The organism is Wolbachia endosymbiont (group A) of Eristalinus aeneus, from assembly GCF_964026915.1.
Classification (GTDB): domain Bacteria; phylum Pseudomonadota; class Alphaproteobacteria; order Rickettsiales; family Anaplasmataceae; genus Wolbachia; species Wolbachia pipientis.
On record NZ_OZ034712.1, the window covers coordinates 769,369 to 785,813 of the forward strand.

16 protein-coding genes and 1 pseudogene are annotated in these 16,445 nt (G+C 36.9%); 5 read left to right on the top strand and 12 right to left on the bottom strand.

Annotated features, from left to right (window positions below; translation table 11 throughout):
* Nucleotides 1–21: 21 nt before the first annotated feature.
* From AAGD62_RS03800 to AAGD62_RS03810, 3 genes are all read right to left on the bottom strand, one after another.
* The gene (locus tag AAGD62_RS03800; RefSeq protein WP_155968340.1) at nt 22–513 is read right to left on the bottom strand and encodes an IS630 family transposase; all 492 of its coding nucleotides are present in this window, start codon (nt 511–513) and stop codon (nt 22–24) included.
* A gap of 19 nt (nt 514–532) precedes the next feature.
* The gene (locus AAGD62_RS03805) at nt 533–880 is read right to left on the bottom strand and encodes an IS630 transposase-related protein (RefSeq protein ID WP_155968342.1); all 348 of its coding nucleotides are present in this window, start codon (nt 878–880) and stop codon (nt 533–535) included.
* 78 nt (nt 881–958) lie between these two features.
* Nucleotides 959–1,791, bottom strand: a protein-coding gene (locus AAGD62_RS03810) for an IS5-like element ISWpi1 family transposase (protein WP_094189578.1) whose coding sequence is annotated in 2 segments (ribosomal slippage) — nt 959–1,422 and nt 1,422–1,791 — 834 coding nt in all. Because the reading frame shifts where the segments join, the coding sequence is not laid out codon by codon here.
* Nucleotides 1,792–1,849: 58 nt separating this feature from the next.
* On the opposite strand from AAGD62_RS03810, the pseudogene AAGD62_RS03815 reads away from it, so the two are divergent.
* A pseudogene (locus tag AAGD62_RS03815) lies at nt 1,850–2,092 on the top strand (TrbC/VirB2 family protein); the annotation flags it as partial.
* Nucleotides 2,093–2,140: 48 nt separating this feature from the next.
* Here the strand turns inward: AAGD62_RS03815 and AAGD62_RS03820 are convergent.
* The 3 genes from AAGD62_RS03820 to AAGD62_RS03830 all read right to left on the bottom strand — a co-directional run bounded on the left by AAGD62_RS03820 (nt 2,141) and on the right by AAGD62_RS03830 (nt 5,424).
* Nucleotides 2,141–3,139 carry a pyruvate dehydrogenase complex E1 component subunit beta gene (locus AAGD62_RS03820; RefSeq protein ID WP_155968509.1) on the bottom strand — a complete coding sequence of 333 codons (999 nt, stop codon included), beginning with the start codon at nt 3,137–3,139 and terminating at the stop codon, nt 2,141–2,143.
* A 240-nt stretch (nt 3,140–3,379) separates the two neighbouring features.
* A complete protein-coding gene (locus AAGD62_RS03825) occupies nt 3,380–4,372 on the bottom strand; it encodes an ATP-binding protein (RefSeq protein ID WP_341812682.1) in 993 nt (330 codons plus the stop codon).
* A 458-nt stretch (nt 4,373–4,830) separates the two neighbouring features.
* Nucleotides 4,831–5,424, bottom strand: coding sequence for a hypothetical protein (locus AAGD62_RS03830; RefSeq protein ID WP_155968505.1), 594 nt, complete (start codon nt 5,422–5,424; stop codon nt 4,831–4,833).
* 189 nt (nt 5,425–5,613) lie between these two features.
* Between AAGD62_RS03830 and AAGD62_RS03835 the strand changes: the two genes are divergently transcribed.
* Complete coding sequence (locus tag AAGD62_RS03835) at nt 5,614–6,819, top strand: MFS transporter (RefSeq protein ID WP_012673120.1); 1,206 nt, start codon at nt 5,614–5,616, stop codon at nt 6,817–6,819.
* Between the two features lie 242 nt (nt 6,820–7,061).
* Here AAGD62_RS03835 and AAGD62_RS03845 read toward each other — a convergent pair whose 3' ends face one another.
* The 4 genes from AAGD62_RS03845 to secG form a co-directional block, all read right to left on the bottom strand.
* Nucleotides 7,062–7,226 (bottom strand): hypothetical protein, encoded by a 165-nt coding sequence (locus AAGD62_RS03845; protein ID WP_213863513.1) that lies wholly within the window; start codon nt 7,224–7,226, stop codon nt 7,062–7,064.
* Nucleotides 7,227–7,290: 64 nt separating this feature from the next.
* A complete protein-coding gene (locus AAGD62_RS03850; RefSeq protein WP_015588966.1) occupies nt 7,291–7,701 on the bottom strand; it encodes a nucleoside deaminase in 411 nt (136 codons plus the stop codon).
* Nucleotides 7,702–7,726: 25 nt separating this feature from the next.
* Nucleotides 7,727–9,331, bottom strand: a complete 1,605-nt coding sequence (locus tag AAGD62_RS03855; protein WP_155968501.1) for a CTP synthase — start codon at nt 9,329–9,331, stop codon at nt 7,727–7,729.
* Nucleotides 9,331–9,651: a preprotein translocase subunit SecG gene (gene secG / locus AAGD62_RS03860; RefSeq protein WP_007548880.1), complete on the bottom strand. Its 321-nt coding sequence runs from the start codon at nt 9,649–9,651 to the stop codon at nt 9,331–9,333. The genes AAGD62_RS03855 and secG overlap by 1 nt, the downstream gene beginning before the upstream one ends.
* A 144-nt stretch (nt 9,652–9,795) precedes the next feature.
* Here secG and AAGD62_RS03865 point away from each other — a divergent pair, with 144 nt between their 5' ends.
* Nucleotides 9,796–10,311 (top strand): gamma carbonic anhydrase family protein, encoded by a 516-nt coding sequence (locus AAGD62_RS03865; protein WP_155968499.1) that lies wholly within the window; start codon nt 9,796–9,798, stop codon nt 10,309–10,311.
* A gap of 40 nt (nt 10,312–10,351) precedes the next feature.
* Here AAGD62_RS03865 and AAGD62_RS03870 read toward each other — a convergent pair whose 3' ends face one another.
* Together AAGD62_RS03870 and AAGD62_RS03875 are read right to left on the bottom strand one after the other, a co-directional pair.
* Nucleotides 10,352–11,230, bottom strand: a complete 879-nt coding sequence (locus AAGD62_RS03870; RefSeq protein ID WP_231115876.1) for a hypothetical protein — start codon at nt 11,228–11,230, stop codon at nt 10,352–10,354.
* Between the two features lie 73 nt (nt 11,231–11,303).
* Complete coding sequence (locus tag AAGD62_RS03875; RefSeq protein ID WP_155968497.1) at nt 11,304–11,597, bottom strand: hypothetical protein; 294 nt, start codon at nt 11,595–11,597, stop codon at nt 11,304–11,306.
* A gap of 251 nt (nt 11,598–11,848) precedes the next feature.
* Here AAGD62_RS03875 and AAGD62_RS03880 point away from each other — a divergent pair, with 251 nt between their 5' ends.
* The gene (locus tag AAGD62_RS03880; RefSeq protein ID WP_155968495.1) at nt 11,849–14,401 is read left to right on the top strand and encodes a valine--tRNA ligase; all 2,553 of its coding nucleotides are present in this window, start codon (nt 11,849–11,851) and stop codon (nt 14,399–14,401) included.
* A 63-nt stretch (nt 14,402–14,464) separates the two neighbouring features.
* Entirely contained in the window at nt 14,465–16,441 is a 1,977-nt protein-coding gene (locus AAGD62_RS03885; protein WP_341812683.1) for an AAA family ATPase, read from the top strand.
* Nucleotides 16,442–16,445 lie beyond the last annotated feature (4 nt).

Consider the following 16,445-nt stretch of genomic DNA (forward strand, 5'->3'; position numbering starts at 1 on the left):
ACTGCTCAAGTATAGTATTTTCTAAAATGAATGATAAATTTCCATTATGGTATTACCAACCAAAAGTTGTAAGTCTGTATATTTATGCATTAAAGGTCTGAGGCGGCTTTTGATGGTATTCCAACAATGCTCTATAGGGTTCAAATCTGGTGAATATGTTGGTAGATAGAGCAAACGGCATCTAGCATTATCTATTAACTCCTTTGTTTTGGGAGTTTTATGGAATGTGGCATTGTCCATAACTATTGTAGTACCATGTGGCAATTTAGGTAATAACATCTTCTCTAACCATGTATTGAATACCTCTTTGTCACACCCACCTTTGAAAGTCATTGGTGCAATAAATCTCTTTCCAATCCACCCGCCTATTATACTGATTCTCTCTCGTTTTCTTCCTGGAATATCTGCATAAATTTTCTTTCCTATTGGAGCACGTCCATACTCTCGGTATAACCTATTATCAACTCCTGCTTCATCTATATATAAGATGCTGGAATGGTCTATTTTTGAGATTTTATCGGTAAATCGCTGCCTATCTTCTTGATTGCGCTCTTGATATAGTGTAACTTTTTTTTAAAGTAATTCTTAGCTGTTTCAGCCTATACCAAATTGAATTTATTCCAAATCCAAGATTTTGTTTCATCTCTGCCAGCGTATGATCTGGATTCTTTTTAACATATTCTTCGAGTATTTTTGGGTCTATTTTTCGAATAAAGCTGCCGTTTTTCGATGGCCTTAGGCTTTCACCAGCGGCTTTCTTTCTTAACCAGCGGTACAGAGTTGCTATTCCTATCTCCAAAAGCTCTGCCACCTCAACCTTTGACTTCCCTTTTTCTATCATCGATACTGCCCTTTCCCTTAAATCCACACTATACGCCATTATAACTCAAATAGCTTATTATACCTTTATCATTTACTTTGGGAAGTACTATAGGAGGTTGTCCGGAAACTAGTAAATTCAAGCATATTCCCTCTTTAACATAACCCTACTCATAGCTAGGTATATGAAATTCTCAGTGGATGTTGTGAGTAAATCATACTCCTTCGATAGCCTTCTATTCCTATTAACCCAAGCAAAAGTCCTTTCTACAACCCATCTTCTTGGCTGTACTTTAAACCCTTGTTCTCTTGTTGGTAGTAGCTCAGGTGGCGTATCTTTGTGCACCCAAAATCTACATGGAGGCCTTTTAACAATTTCAATATCTATGTCATATTCTTCCTTTATGTGATTCTTTAAATTTCTTCCTTGGTATCCCATGTCAGCCCACATTTTTTTAACTTTAGTATATTTTGTTCTCATATTGTTTAATGCTATTTTAATACCATCTCTATCATTTTCGTTAGCAGCGCCTACGTAACAACCTAGTATAAAACCCTGAGTGTCTGTAATTATATGCCTTTTTCTACCCTTTACTTTTTTACTTCCATCATAGCCTTTGATCCTCCCTTTTCTGTAGTCTTTACAGATTGACTATCTACTATACAGGCACTCGGCTGCTCATTCCTTCCTATTTTTCTTCTACTATATTTTGTAATTTCATAATTCATTTTCTCAAAAATTCCCTGCTTCTTCCATTGCCTGAACTGCTCATACACAGTCTTCCATAGCGGAAAATCATTTGGTAAATACCGCCATTGACACCCTGTACGCAATACATAGAAAATTGCTTCTAATATTTCTCTTTTGCTATACTTTGGCGGCCTTCCTCCTTTCTTGTATGATACTCTGAAGTGTTTTTCTATTCTTGCCCATTCCCTTTCGCTTAGATCTGTTGGATACTTTTTTCTCATCTTTACCCCGTACTAAAATTTCAGATATTATAGCCTTTTACTTATTTCCGGACAACCTCTAATATGTAATATTATTGGCTACGTTTGGGGAATAGGTGGACCGCTTATGACCGTAGTGATAATAGGTGCAGCTTTGCTTGCGATATTTGGTAGAATGCCATGGCCAGCTCTTTTTGCACTCGGTGTATTTTGTGCTGTATTTTTCGGTGCTAAAACTATTGTGACAAAAGTAATGGGTGGTATAGGCGGCACTGGAAATACTTCTTTGATGGACCAATGTGGAGTGGACAAAAAGAAATAGATCCTTTTGTCAATAAGTTGCTTTCTTTATCGTATTGGAAATTAAAACTTATTTTTTTCTAAAACAGACCTGATGCACCGCTTCAACTATATCTTCCACTTGTGGTAATGCTTTTTTTTCTAGATTTGTAGCATAAGGTAAGGGGATGTCCTTGCCAGTTACGCGCATAACTGGAGCATCAAGGTAGTCAAATCCTTGTTCCATGACAACGGCTGACAGCTCTGCTCCTATTCCTGCAAATGGCCATCCTTCTTCTACACTAACTAACCTATTAGTCTTCTGAATAGAGTTAATAACAGTTTGAGTGTCAAGTGGTCTTAAGGTTCTGAGGTCAATAACTTCAGCTTCTATACCTTTACTCGAAAGTAAATCTGCTGCATTTAAGGCATCCATTAATTTCAGTGAGAAAGCAGTGATAGTTACATCCTTTCCTTCCCGTATAACAGCAGCTTTGCCTATCTCAAGTAGATAATCTTTGTTTGATAGCTCAGAATCAGAAACTTCATGTTCATGTCCGTAAGCTATTTCGTTTTCTAGAAATATTACCGGACTCAGGTCACGAATTGCAGCTTTAAGCAGACCTCTGCAATCGGAGGCAAAGTAAGGTGCTATTACTTTTAACCCCGGTATATGTGAATACCAAGATGCAAAGCATTGAGAGTGTTGTGCAGCAACTCTTGCTGCAGCGCCATTTGGTCCACGAAATACTATAGGGCATCCAAGTTGTCCGCCTGACATATAATTTGTTTTTGCTGCGGAATTCACAATTTGGTCAATAGCTTGCATAGAAAAATTAAAAGTCATAAACTCGACTATTGGCTTTAATCCAGCAAATGCCGCTCCAACAGCAAGGCCAGCAAACCCATGTTCGGTAATAGGTGTATCAACTACTCTGTTTTCTCCAAACTCTTTCAGTAATCCTTTCGTTACTTTATAAGCACCATCATACTCTGCAACTTCTTCACCCATGATAAGCACATCAGAGTCGTTTTGCATTTCTTCTCTAATTGCTGTGCATAAAGCTTCTCTTACACTTAAGGTTGCCATTTATAAACTTTTATAGACTTTAACTAAAGTAACTATATCAGAATTACTGGGGGTAAGTAAAGTGTACAAATTAAGTTTTACAAACATCATGACCAACTCATTCCAAAAAAAAATCTTCTCACGCTTGCTGTTTTTTGTTGCTGGAAATGGCTGGATTATTTAAGCTTTTAGTAATGTATGTTGTTAAATTAATAGCAATTTATTTGGAAATAACAGAAAAATTTATGATAGTTTTATACTCTAAATAGAATAAGATACTTCTGTCTGTGTCTTCACGTTTGAAACTAACCTTATTCTATCTCTTTCTTGTTCTGGACTTAACCTGTGAAGCGCGTAACTGAAATCTTCCTCACTCACTATAAGCCGTCTTTGCGCACCAGCGCTAATTTTTGCTTCATTCACTAATTGCTCTAATTCAGCCCCAGAATAGCCTTCAGTCTTGTCTGCAATGTCTTGGAGGCTTAGCTTTTCATCAGTTTTTGTACCTCGCATATAAAGTGCCAATATCTTTTGTCTCACCTCTATGTTTGGATTAGGGACATAAACCTTCTGACCTAAACGTCCAGGTCTAATAAGTGCTGGATCTATACCACCGATAAGGTTAGTTGCACCAATTACTATTATATCTTTTCTGCTCTTAAATCCATCTATTTCAGTTAACAACTGTGTTAAACTCTCTCGACAATGGTAAGCTGAGTTATTAGCGGTACTTCTTTTTTGAGCAACTGCATCTATTTCATCTATAAAGACTATACAAGGAGAATATTTTTTTGCTATTTTAAAAAGCTCGCGTACAGCATGTGCACCATGACCAATATATACTCCAATAAGTTCAGGACCTGAGATGCTTATGAAATTCATATTTGATTCACCTGCAATTGCACGAGCGATAAGTGTTTTACCATTTCCAGGAGGGCCATATAATATGTAACCTCTTAGTGAATTAATACTTTTATTTCCAAACAGCTTGCGCATTTCTTCTGTCATTTGGTCACAGCAAATCATCTGCAACCGTTGTTTTAAGGAGTCATCAATTATAGCATCAGCAAATGTTATTCTTTTATCATCTGAATTAGCTAATTCTATCGATATAGGCAGCTCTACTTCCTTTAGTTTGCTGAATACTTGATCATATACAAACCAAACAATAAAAAGGAGAACGACAAGTAACACAGAAGGCATAGCTTCACTAACATAATGTGCAGCTAACTCATACCCTTTACTAAGCAACATTGTATGCATATAGGCAAACAAAAAAGCGATAGAGACAATAGTTGCCACGCATAGTAAACAGATTGAAATTCTTTTTAGTAATTCTGAAATTTCAATTTTTTTCATCTTAATACCTTATACCAATTTTAAACTAAGAATAATTTTATCTAGCTTACCTATTTTAGCTTGATTAGAGCGTTCAGAAAAATTATCAAGTACGTACTTTAATTTATTAAATACTAAAAACAATATATCACCATATTGTCACATACATCTTTAAAGTTTACCAAATTCATTTTCAAAAAACAAGATTTTATTATTAACCCGAATTCTGGATTAGATTTTAGGTAAATTATTGAAAGTCTTGAATTTTACTAAATTAGTAACTAGTCTTAAAATGCTTACTGCTTTATCGTAAATGCTAAAACAATAAGCTATTGATATTCTTGTTTTTCTGTATTTGTCTTTTAAGGAAAATTTTAACCAGGTTGAGGTGAGTTTTTTGAACATTCCCGTACTGCCTGCTTATTTCTAGCAGTTTTTTCTTCTTTTGCTTCTTCCATTTTAGAGCCTGGTTCTTCATGTGTATCAGTCACAGGTTCTTTTTCTGCTTGCATTATTTTACCTGATATGTACTCCTTAGCTTGCTTAGCGAGCTCGATTACAATAGCTACTCCAATTGCAGTTGCAATCAGAAGTACTGGTATTGTAGCTCCCATAGCTAACAAAGAACTAACTGTAGTTGATAAAGACGATAAAGAATCTACTTTAATTATTGGAGTCAAGCCACATGCAACAAGGCCAACTCCGGCTGCAACACTTCCAATAAACAAGCCAGCTAGACACGCAGTTTCTTTTAATGTTAACCCGCTATGACGCTCATATGGAATTGGATACAAAAGAATTGTTATGAAAGCTGCAATTAATGGCACTACATAGATGGCTCCAACAGTTCCGCCTATTATCAGAGGTGAAAGACTAGTGAAACTTAGTAAGAGACCTATTAAAGTGCCTATTATAGCTCCTATTATTGCTGCCACGCCCAGCATCGCTAAATAAATTACACCCACCATAACTTTGTCCCTATGTTAATAACATTTTAGTTTCACACACCATAATAAAAAAGTCAACCCACACCTTAGGTTGCAAAATCCCAAAAAGCAGCCACAATGAAATAAGCAAACATTTACAAATTAAATTTAGTGCAAACAAGGGTGTTGATATCAGCTATTCTCTGCAGAATCGCAATATGGTATGACCATATGCTCTTTATCGATCTGGTTAACATAATTAGTAGAGAGTTTTGTTGTGCAAAAGATGTTTACAACAGAATACTGCAATTGTTTGGAATTGCAGGACTGGGTGCTATGGTAAGGCCACTTGGCGCATTCATATTTGGTCACATTGGTGACAGGTATGGAAGGAGAATGGCATTAACGATTGCTATCTTGCTAATATCGATTCCGTCTAGTCTCGTTGCGTTTATTCCAAGTTATAGCAAAATAGGTATAACTTCTACTATATTGCTTCTTGCAATCCATGTGACACAAGGGATTGCGCTTGGCGCTGAACAAGGAGGCAGTTCTGTTTATCTCATAGAGCATTTACCTAATAAGAAAAAACTAGGAATGTTTTTTGGAATAATAAGTTTTGGTCGCTCCATTGGTATCTTGCTCTCTGTGATTGTAGTGATCATCTGCAAAAAAAACACTGATTTTAACGCTTGGGGTTGGAGGTTGCCGTTTACTTTTTCATTTGTTTTGGGGTTAATCAGCGCATATAGTGTATACACATTAGGAGAAACTCCAGCATATGAAGAAAATCGAAAACAAAGGAATTTATCTGATTTGCCAATAATAGAGCTTATAAAACGCTACAAGAGAGCTCTGATACTTGCTATTTTAATATCTGTACCTGTTAATGTTGTTGTTGGATTTACCATATTTCTTCGAACAATTGCAAAAGAAATAGTGTCGGTTGAGACGTATGTAACAACATATGTCAATGAAATTGTGCTCATTATAACCAGTATATTAATGCCGGTATCTTCAATAGCGCTCGGAATGTTAGCTGATAAAGTAGGAAAAGAGCGCACTACAATCTTATTTACAGTGATCACAATGGTACTGTGTTGTCCTGTGTTATCTACTGCATACTACTATAAAAGTTATCTTATAATTATGCTTGGTGTAATGGCTCTTTCTATAATAGAAAGGGGTATAAATCCTATAGGAATAGTTGCTGCTGAACTTTTTCCTACCAATGTTAGATTTAGTGGAGTGAGTTTATCACGTAACATCTCTTATGCGTTACATGGAGGATTTACTCCTATGATATGCACTTGGTTTACTATAACATTTCCTCAAGTAAACTTTGCCGCTGGGCTTTATGTAGTCTTTTGCTTATTGGTCAGCCTGGTAGCAATATTGCAAATAAAACCGCAAGATAAGAAATTTGATTGGTCTTAGTTTTCTCCTATGTGATTTGATAGACCGGGAAAGGGTTTCATCTAAGTAGCTGACACCCTGACAACCGTCATCCCGCTGCTTGTTAGCGGGATCTAGAGATACCGTGACGGTATGACGTAGGACTGCTGTCATTCCAGTCTGGAATCCAGAGAAAAGGATGATGTCATCCCAGTGTCCCTGTAATGTCATTCCAGTGCTTGACACTGGAATCCAGCCTTTATTATGCAGCCACTTGGTTAAAATTAAGTCTTCTGGATCCAAGTAGTCAGGGCACTGGGATGACAAAGGAGGGCAGTGTCAGCTACTCGGATGACACCCTGCTGGTGGACAATGTTTGTATAGTTGTGCGTCACGCGCTGGAATGACGAATTACTTAACCGCCATACCGTCACGGTATCTCCTAGCATAGATCCCGCTAACAAGTAGCGGGATGACGATTTTGTATCGGAAAACAAGTAGCATGACGATTTATCAAATGTTCCTTAGTTTCTCAAAAAAATCCTTTAACAAAAAAGAGCATTCTGTTTCTAATATTCCACCATAAACTTCAGGTATATGGCTGCAAAATTGAAATATCTTAGCACCATTTTCAATTCCTCCACCTTTTGGATTATAAGCTCCAAAGTACAATCGTTTAATTCTGGCAAAGGAAATGGCTTGAGCACACATCGGACATGGTTCTAATGTTACGTACATATCAGCATCACAAAGCGTGGGAGTTGAAAATGCTTGTCTGATCGCTAACATCTCTGCATGTGCAGTTGGATCGCTGGATATATTGTGTGCAGAAGAAATGATATTGTCTCCACTCACTATTACAGCACCTATGGGCACCTCATCATTTTTTTGAGCGAGTTTGGCTTGCTCTATGGCAAGCTCCATATATTGATACTTAAACACTAGGCACTTATTTCTTATCAATTGCTGCTTTAACGAACGACACGAAAAGAGGATGAGGAGAAAACGGCTTTGATTGAAATTCTGGATGAAACTGCACACCAATAAACCACGGATGACTCTCTAACTCCACTGCCTCTATGCACGTTCCATCTTCTGATATGCCACTGCATAGCAGCCCATTTTTTTCCAAATCATCTTTATAATCTGAATTGATTATGTATCTATGCCTGTGTCTTTCTGAAATAGTAGTGTTACTATATGCATCCATCATTTTAGAGTTTGCATTTATATTACATTTGTATGCCCCAAGTCTCATGGTTCCACCAAGATCGTCATCTTGATCGCCAGCTAACTTAACGATTGGATGTTTACAGTTACGAAATTCTTCAGAGTGTACATCTTCAAGCTTAACAACATTACGAGCAAATTCAATAATTGCAAGCTGCATACCAAGGCAAATTCCGAAAAATGGGATATTATTTGTACGGGCATAATTTATTGCTAATATTTTACCCTCTACTCCGTCATCACCAAACCCCCCTGGAACAAGGATTGCATGAGAATTCTGTAATTTCTCTCCTATAAGTTTTTCATTTATAGGTTTTTCTTCCTTCTCTCTTGAGTTAACCCAATTTATCCTTACTTTGACTTTATTACTAATCGCACCATGATTTAATGCTTCAACTAGTGATTTATACGCATCAGGGAATTCGGTGTATTTTCCCACTATAGATACAGTAACTTCCTGTGTTGGGTGCCTTATGGAATGCACTATTTGATCCCATTCAGTCAAGCTTGGTTTTGGCTTACTTAAATGAAAGTGCTCCAAAATTTGCGTATCAAGCCCACATTGGCTATACAACACCGGTAACTCATATATATGACTCACATCAGGAGCAGGTATCACATTGGATAAAGAAACATTGCAAAGCTTAGCTATTTTCTCTCTTTGATTATCGAAAATTTCTTTCTCACTGCGGCATAATATAATATCTGGTTGTAACCCCGCGGAATTTAACTCTCGAACTGAATGCTGCGTTGGCTTTGTCTTTAATTCTTGCGCTGCGGTAAGATATGGTATTAAAGTTAAGTGAATAAGGATAACTCTTTGTTTTCCTAATGTGTAGTTAACTTGGCGTATAGCCTCCAAAAATGGTTGGCTTTCAATGTCACCTACAGTTCCACCTATTTCACATATTACAAAATCTAAACCTTCCGTACCATTAAAAATGAACGATTTGATCAAATCTGTTACATGAGGAATGACTTGCACAGTTTTGCCCAGATAATCACCACGCCTCTCTTTCTTCAATAACTCATGATATATCTTACCAGTTGTTATATTGTCATCTTTTGTTGCTTTAATTCCAGTAAAACGCTCATAATGCCCAAGATCCAAATCAGTTTCAGCACCATCTTCGGTAACAAATACCTCTCCGTGCTGAGTTGGGTTCATTGTCCCAGGATCAATGTTGAGATACGGGTCAAGTTTTCTGATACGGATCTTAAAACCGTGAGCTTGAAGAAGCGCACCAACACTCGAAGCAACTAAGCCTTTACCAAGCGATGACACAACTCCACCTGTGACAAAGATAAATTTAGCTTCCTTCATTAATTTTCAAATGGAACAGAAGTAGATTCACTTTCTTGCTTTTTTTCTAATATAATTTTTTCTGCGATCGATTTTTTATGTACGTCTTTTGAACATAATCCTGACAATAGCAATGTGTTTATAATAAACAATCCAGCAACAATAGCCGTTATTCTGCTGAGCGGGTTTTCAGAAGATTTCACCGGAATCATCGAATTGACCCCCTGTTGTGTATTACTAAAACCACTTAACGAACTACTTCCAGGCGGCTGCAAGAGCACTAAAATTACTAACACAACAACCAATATTATTTGAAATATACTTAATACCGCTACTGACATTATAGATAGGGCTGAAAATAAAAATTTTAGCAGTACAAAGCACGTAAGTCAAGAACATCTGTCACCCAAGTAGTTTGAAATCTAAGTATGTATTTACTGCCTACCTTATTTTGATTAACATATGCATAAGACTTTGGGCTTAATATGTATCACATTTTAAAATACAAAGATTATGAACCAAAAATAGACGAAAGTGCTTTCATCGCAGGTGGTTCGCATATCATAGGCAAGGTTGAAATAGGAAGAGATGCAAGCATCTGGTTTAATTGTGTGGTCAGAGGGGACGTTGGATCAATAAAAATAGGTAATGGAACAAATATTCAAGATGGAACGGTAATTCATGTGGATAGAAACCCAGGTGGTGACACAATTATTGGCAGCATGGTAACAGTGGGACATTTTTGTGTGTTGCACGCATGCACGGTGCATGATAAGGCGTTTATTGGTATGGGCTCTACCGTGATGGACCATGCAGTTGTGGAGCCTGAAGCTATGGTAGCTGCTGGCTCACTGGTAACACACGGAAAAGTGATAAAAAGTGGAGAAATATGGGCTGGTAGGCCAGCAAAGTTCTTCAAAAAGATGTCGAATGAAGAAATTAAACATATTACACAATCAGCACAAAATTATATTATGCTAATGAAGGAATACAAAAACTGAAGTTCGCGTCAAGTGTTTTACTTGACACGTACGTCTCAGCTCAACAAATTGTGTCAAGCTGCCTTGTTTTTCCCCCACTTACTCCTTGCACTTCCGCTCCATTCACTTGAGTACTAGGTAATGCTGCATATGTAATACTACCAACTGCGAGTGTAGATACTACTGCTATACCAACCATTACCCAAATATCTAATCTCACTGTACGTTCAAGTGCAGTAAATGCTATCAGTCCAGCAGCAAGACCCATACCAACAGTAGCAGTGTACCGTGCTCCATTGCCTTGTTTTGGTTGCTCAGTTGTTTTGTTTTTAGCTTCTAATTCTTTTATCTTATCCTCTTTATCTTTTAACTGAGCAGCATCTGGTCGGTTGCTTAACTGTGCTTCTAAATCTTTTATTTTATTTGTTAGTGTTGTTTTTTCACCCTCTAACTTCGTAACAGCAGCATCTGGTTGAGCTTTTAATGCTGTTATTTCATTCTCTTTCTCTGTTAACTTTTGCTGTAACGCCACAGCATCTAATGCTTCCAATTCTGTTATTTTAGCATTTTTCTCTTCTAACTGCTGCTGTAACGCTGTAGAATCTATTGCCTTTAGTTTTTCCACTTCAGCTTCTAAGTCTTGTTTTTCCTTCTCTAGCTGCACAATAAGTGCTTCATTTACTTTATGTTTTAATCCCGACATTACTATACCTGATGCAGAGAATTCTTCCATTTTTCCTTCGAGCTCATTAATACCTTGATCACCTTCAAATTTTAAACTCTTAATATCAGTTAGTGTGCCCATTTTCTCTTCTAATCCTGCCTTACTTGTATTAGCTAATGTGCTCATTTTATCTTGTATTCCCTTCTCTAGCCCATCAATAATATCACTGTGTAATGCTTTCAATGGATTCATTTTTGCTGCTATTGCTTCTTGCAAATTATCACCTACTTTTATTTCTTGCGGCTGAACTTGCTCCTTTAGGCATTTTGCTTTCCCCTTAAAATTCTCTTCAAGATCTAATCCTTTCTTCTATTACACTTGTAGATTGTTTATCACTCTCATTTTTAACTGAATCTATGAAAAACTTACCATCTTTGCCACTAGTAGCAACACATGTTACTTCTTTATCATCTTCTAATTCTAAGCAAAAGCTTGCATAATGCCCTTCAATTACTTTGCCATTCTGATCTATATTTTTATACTCTTTAAATTTTTCACGATCGTTTTCTGGAATGATAAGCTGTATTTTCTGACCACCTTCTTCACCAACTAACTTTATTTCACCATTAATCTCTACTGACATATTAAACCTCAATATATACTATAAACGTTACATAATACCCTTAGAACCTAAGGTCAAGTAATATTTTTATCATAGCATAGAAAATTTATGTTCGTAAACAAAAAATTTTGGCGTAAAATTGCCGTAATTGTGCTATAGCTAAAGTAATTTAGGTTTACCGACCATCGTCATTCCGCTGCTTGTTAGCGGGATCTAGAGATACCGCGGCGGTATAACGTTGCTAGCTTAAGGTTTAAAATTGAGAAATATTTATGTTAAAAGAAAAATACGGCTTTAAAGAAGTTGAAGACAAATGCAACATATTATGGGAAGGCAGTAAAGTTTATAAATGGAATGGTGAAAAGGATAACACTTTCACTATAGACACACCTCCACCGACAATATCGGGTAAATTGCATATTGGCCATATATTTAGCTATTGCCACACGGACTTTATTGCAAGGTTTCAACGCATGCTGGGAAAAGATGTTTTCTATCCGATTGGGTTTGATGATAACGGGCTTCCCACCGAAAGATTGGTTGAACAAACCTATAAAACCCGTGCAAAAGAAGTTGGCAGAGAAAAATTTATAGAGATGTGCCATGAGGTTATTGAGAAATCAAAGCAAGAATTCAAGGAATTATTTAAATCAGTTGGCATTAGTTATGACTGGGATTTGGAATATCACACGATCAGCAAGGAAACTGTGACGCTTTCACAGATGTCGTTTATTGATCTATATAATAAAGGGTATGCATATAGAAAAATGCAGCCCATCCTTTGGGACCCGGTTGATAAAACAGCAATTGCGCAAGCAGAAATAGAAGATAAAGTTTTTGAGTCATCCTTAAACACGATAGTTTTCTCTACTCAAGAAAATGAGCAGATCAATATTGCGACTACGCGACCTGAACTACTTCCAGCATGCGTTGCAGTTTTTTGTCATCCAGAGGATGCGCGCTACACTCATCTGATCGGAAAAACAGCCATAGTGCCAATAACAAAGGAAAAAGTTCCAATCATAGCAGATGATAAGGTTAAAATAGATAAAGGCACTGGGCTTGTTATGTGTTGTACATTCGGTGATGAACTCGACATATATTGGCAGCAAAAGCATAATCTACCGATGAAAATTATCATCGATCAGGATGGAAGGATGGACCTAGATGATGTCATTCCAGTGCTTGACACTGGAATCCAGGAAAAAGAGCCAATGCCAGCGATGACAGAGGAAGATATCATGTCAGCGTATGGTCAGAAAAAAGAAGAATGGATCCCAGTGTCAGCTACTCGGATGACAGACGATATACTAAATGAAATAAATGGATTGAAAGTTACAGCAGCAAGAAAGCGGATAATCGAAATCCTAACTGAAAAAGGACTTTTGGTAGAAAGCACTAACATTTCTCATTCTGTTAAGTGTGCAGAAAGATCTGGTGCACCACTTGAGATATTGCCTACTTATCAATGGTTTATCAAGACCTTAGAGCAAAAAGCTCAAGTATTAGATAAAGTAAAAGAATGCAATTGGTATCCAAGCAATATGCGTAAACGCATGGAAGTGTGGATAGAAGGGCTAAATTGGGACTGGTGTATCTCAAGGCAGCGCTATTTTGGTGTGCCATTTCCAGCATGGTATTCCAAACGTAAGGGAGAAGAAGGTAAAATTATTCTAGCTGAAGTAAAGGACCTGCCTATAGATCCATTGAAAGATTTGCCAAAAGGGTATAGCAAAGAAGAGGTTATCCCAGATCAAGATGTAATGGATACCTGGGCCACAAGTTCAATTACTCCTCAACTAAGTGCACTAGCAGTAAACAGTGAGTTTAGCTTACCAAATCATCGCTATGATACGATATTTCCTGCAGATCTGCGCAGCCAGAGCCATGAGATAATAAGAACTTGGGCTTTTTATACTATTTTAAAGGCACATTATCATGCAAATTCTTTACCTTGGAAAAACATTATGATCAGCGGTTGGTGTTTAGCAGATGATAAGAAAAAGATGAGTAAATCAAAGGGTAACATCATTACTCCTCATGTAATACTTGAAACTTATGGAGCTGATGTAGTGCGCTATTGGGCAGCGAACTCAAGGCTTGGAGTTGATACAGTCTACTCTGAAAATACATTCAAAATTGGCAAGCGCCTCGTTACAAAACTTTGGAACGCTAGCAAGTTCGTTTCCATGTTCATGGAAAAGCATCAAGTGATGAGCATAAATTCTGCTCACGAGACAATGGATAAGTGGATATTGTCTAAGTTATACAAAGTTATAGAAAGAGCAACGAACAACCTATTACAATTTGAATACTGCGAAGCTTTGGGCGTAATAGAGGAATTTTTTTGGAAGGATTTTTGTGATAGTTACTTGGAGTTAGTAAAAAAACGTGCGTACGGAAGCAGTTTAAGTGCAAAACAAAGCTTGGCGTATGTACTGAATATTATTTTGCGGTTATTTGCACCTTTCTTGCCTTACATTACAGAAGAGATATACCACCAATTGTATAGTTATAATTCTGTACACAATAAAAGCAATTGGCCGAGCAAAGAAGAACTTATCTACGATAAATATTCAGAGGAAATGGGAGATAATGTTATTCAGATATTAAACATTATCAGAAAGATAAAGGCAGATAATAATGTATCAGTTAAGCATCTGATAAAAAAGTTGATGATAAAAGCAGATCTACGAGAGGATAAATTGAATCAATCTGCACAGGATGATTTGCAGGCAGTTTGCAATGCGGAAACGATAGAGTGGATGCAGTCTGAGCTTGAAACTGAAGACGGAAAATACATAGTGAATATAGACTTATACTGATTTTTATAGCTTTACTTCCTTTAATATCCATGCTATTGTAATCATTATTAGTATGAGGGAATAATGAGGGATTTGTATAGTAAAACCAATGCACCATATCTTATAGCTGGTGCTCTTGCTACTTTGGTATTGCTTGCGTCTGGGACACTTGCTGTTGCTCTTTATGTTGCATTCTTATCTCCAATTGCAGCCTTTAATGTAGCTCTTCCTGTTGCCTTGAGTTTATCTATACTATCTACTTTGATACTCGCACTTTCATGCAAGATGATTAGTCGAAATAAAAAATTAGCTGCTCAAGGAGCGGAGCTTAATGAAAAAACTGAATTAGCTGCAGAGCAAGAAAATACAATACAAAGCTTAGAACCTCAAATCAAAGGGCTAAATAAGAAAGTTAGTGATCTCGAAACAAAATTAGATGAAATTTCAAGGCAAGCTAATGGTGCTGCAACAAAAGATGAAGTGGAAGAGCTAAAGGCAAAGATTGCTAGTGCTGCAACACAAGAAGAGATAAATAAGCTTAGTAATGAAGTGAAAGAGCTAGGGACAAGCGCTGCAACAAAAGAAGGGCTAAATGAGAAAGTTAGTGATCTCGAAACAAAATTAGATGAAATTTCAAGGCAAGCTAATGGTGCTGCAACAAAAGATGAAGTGGAAGAGCTAAAGGTAAAGATTGCTAGTGTTGCAACAAAAGAGGAGCTAAATAAGCTTAACAATGAAGTGAAAGAGCTAGGGACAAGCGCTGCAACAAAAGAAGAGCTAAAGGCAGGGCTTAATGGTACTGCAACAAAAGATGAAGTTAAACAGCTAAGAGGAGAGTTTGCTAATGCTGCAACAAAAGATGAAGTTGAACAGCTAAGAGGAGAGTTTGCTAGTGCTGCAACAAAAGAAGAGCTAGAGGCAGGGCTTAATGGTGCTGCAAAAGATGAAGTGAAAAAGTTAATAGAAGATGCAGTGGAAGAGCTAGAGGTAAAGATTGGTAATGCTGCAACAAAAGATGAAGTGAAAAAGTTAATAGAAGATGCAGTGGAAAAGCTAAAGAAAGAGCTAATGGCAGGGCTTAATGGTGCTGCAAAAGATGAAGTGAAAAAGTTAATAGAAGATGCAGTGGAAGAAAGGCTTAGTAGTCTCATAAAGGAAGTTGAAGTAAAAGAAGAGCTGCAGATGAAGTTTTATGAAAAAGGTAAAAAAAGATATAAGACAACATTTGATGATGTTATACTTCCAAATGGTAAGAAACAAAAGCTGAAAGAGATTTATGAATCACAAAAAGAATCAGATGCGGCTCTAAAAAAAGGAGAAGGATACATTTTGCATGGTCTACCAGGAACTGGTAAGACTATGATTGCTAAGGCAATTGCGAGTGAAACTAAAGATACATCTGCATTTATAAGTGTTTCTGGTTCTAGTTTGTTTAATATAAAAAATATAAATGATCTTTTTAAAAAAGCAGAAGAAAACGCTCCTTGTATAGTTTTTATAGATGAAATTGAAGGCTTTGGCAAAGCGTATAGTTCTGATGATAATATACGATATTTAAAACATTTCTTAACTAAAATTGATGGCTCTGACCATGTAAAAGGTGTGACGGTGATTGCTGCAACTAATCATATAGGTATTTTAGATAAGGCACTTGTTAGGGGAGGTCGTTTATGCAATCACATTGAGATTCCTACATTAGGTACAGATACGCGTAAAAAAATAATCAACGAGTATTGTCAGAAGGAAAATTTGCAAAGTATCGCTCATACAATTTTAAACAATACTAGTGAGGATTTTTCACCAGCAAATCTGATTAGTTTATTAAAGGAAATAGAAGGTTGTGCAAGTAAAGTACGTGACAAGACTAAGACTGCGGCTATTTGTCGAAGTTTTAAGAGGACTCATAATATTAAAAAGGTGTCGAATAAGCAGACTAACAGGAAAATTGAAAATTCTATAGGAGAATCACAGCAATACACATCCAGACCATCACATAAGCTGAATGACGCTTTATGTGATTCTGGATATACCAGTATATGTTCTACCCTGATCAATAGCTAACTAG

Coding starts and splice junctions, on each gene's coding strand:
- AAGD62_RS03805 (WP_155968342.1), bottom strand. CDS start 880: ATGGCGTATAGTGTGGATTTAAGGGAAAGGGCAGTATCGATGATAGAA.
- AAGD62_RS03820 (WP_155968509.1), bottom strand. CDS start 3,139: ATGGCAACCTTAAGTGTAAGAGAAGCTTTATGCACAGCAATTAGAGAA.
- AAGD62_RS03825 (WP_341812682.1), bottom strand. CDS start 4,372: ATGTTGCTTAGTAAAGGGTATGAGTTAGCTGCACATTATGTTAGTGAA.
- AAGD62_RS03830 (WP_155968505.1), bottom strand. CDS start 5,424: ATGGTGGGTGTAATTTATTTAGCGATGCTGGGCGTGGCAGCAATAATA.
- AAGD62_RS03835 (WP_012673120.1), top strand. CDS start 5,614: ATGCTCTTTATCGATCTGGTTAACATAATTAGTAGAGAGTTTTGTTGT.
- AAGD62_RS03845 (WP_213863513.1), bottom strand. CDS start 7,226: ATGCTAGGAGATACCGTGACGGTATGGCGGTTAAGTAATTCGTCATTC.
- AAGD62_RS03850 (WP_015588966.1), bottom strand. CDS start 7,701: ATGGAGCTTGCCATAGAGCAAGCCAAACTCGCTCAAAAAAATGATGAG.
- AAGD62_RS03855 (WP_155968501.1), bottom strand. CDS start 9,331: ATGAAGGAAGCTAAATTTATCTTTGTCACAGGTGGAGTTGTGTCATCG.
- secG (WP_007548880.1), bottom strand. CDS start 9,651: ATGTCAGTAGCGGTATTAAGTATATTTCAAATAATATTGGTTGTTGTG.
- AAGD62_RS03865 (WP_155968499.1), top strand. CDS start 9,796: ATGTATCACATTTTAAAATACAAAGATTATGAACCAAAAATAGACGAA.
- AAGD62_RS03875 (WP_155968497.1), bottom strand. CDS start 11,597: ATGTCAGTAGAGATTAATGGTGAAATAAAGTTAGTTGGTGAAGAAGGT.
- AAGD62_RS03880 (WP_155968495.1), top strand. CDS start 11,849: ATGTTAAAAGAAAAATACGGCTTTAAAGAAGTTGAAGACAAATGCAAC.
- AAGD62_RS03885 (WP_341812683.1), top strand. CDS start 14,465: ATGAGGGATTTGTATAGTAAAACCAATGCACCATATCTTATAGCTGGT.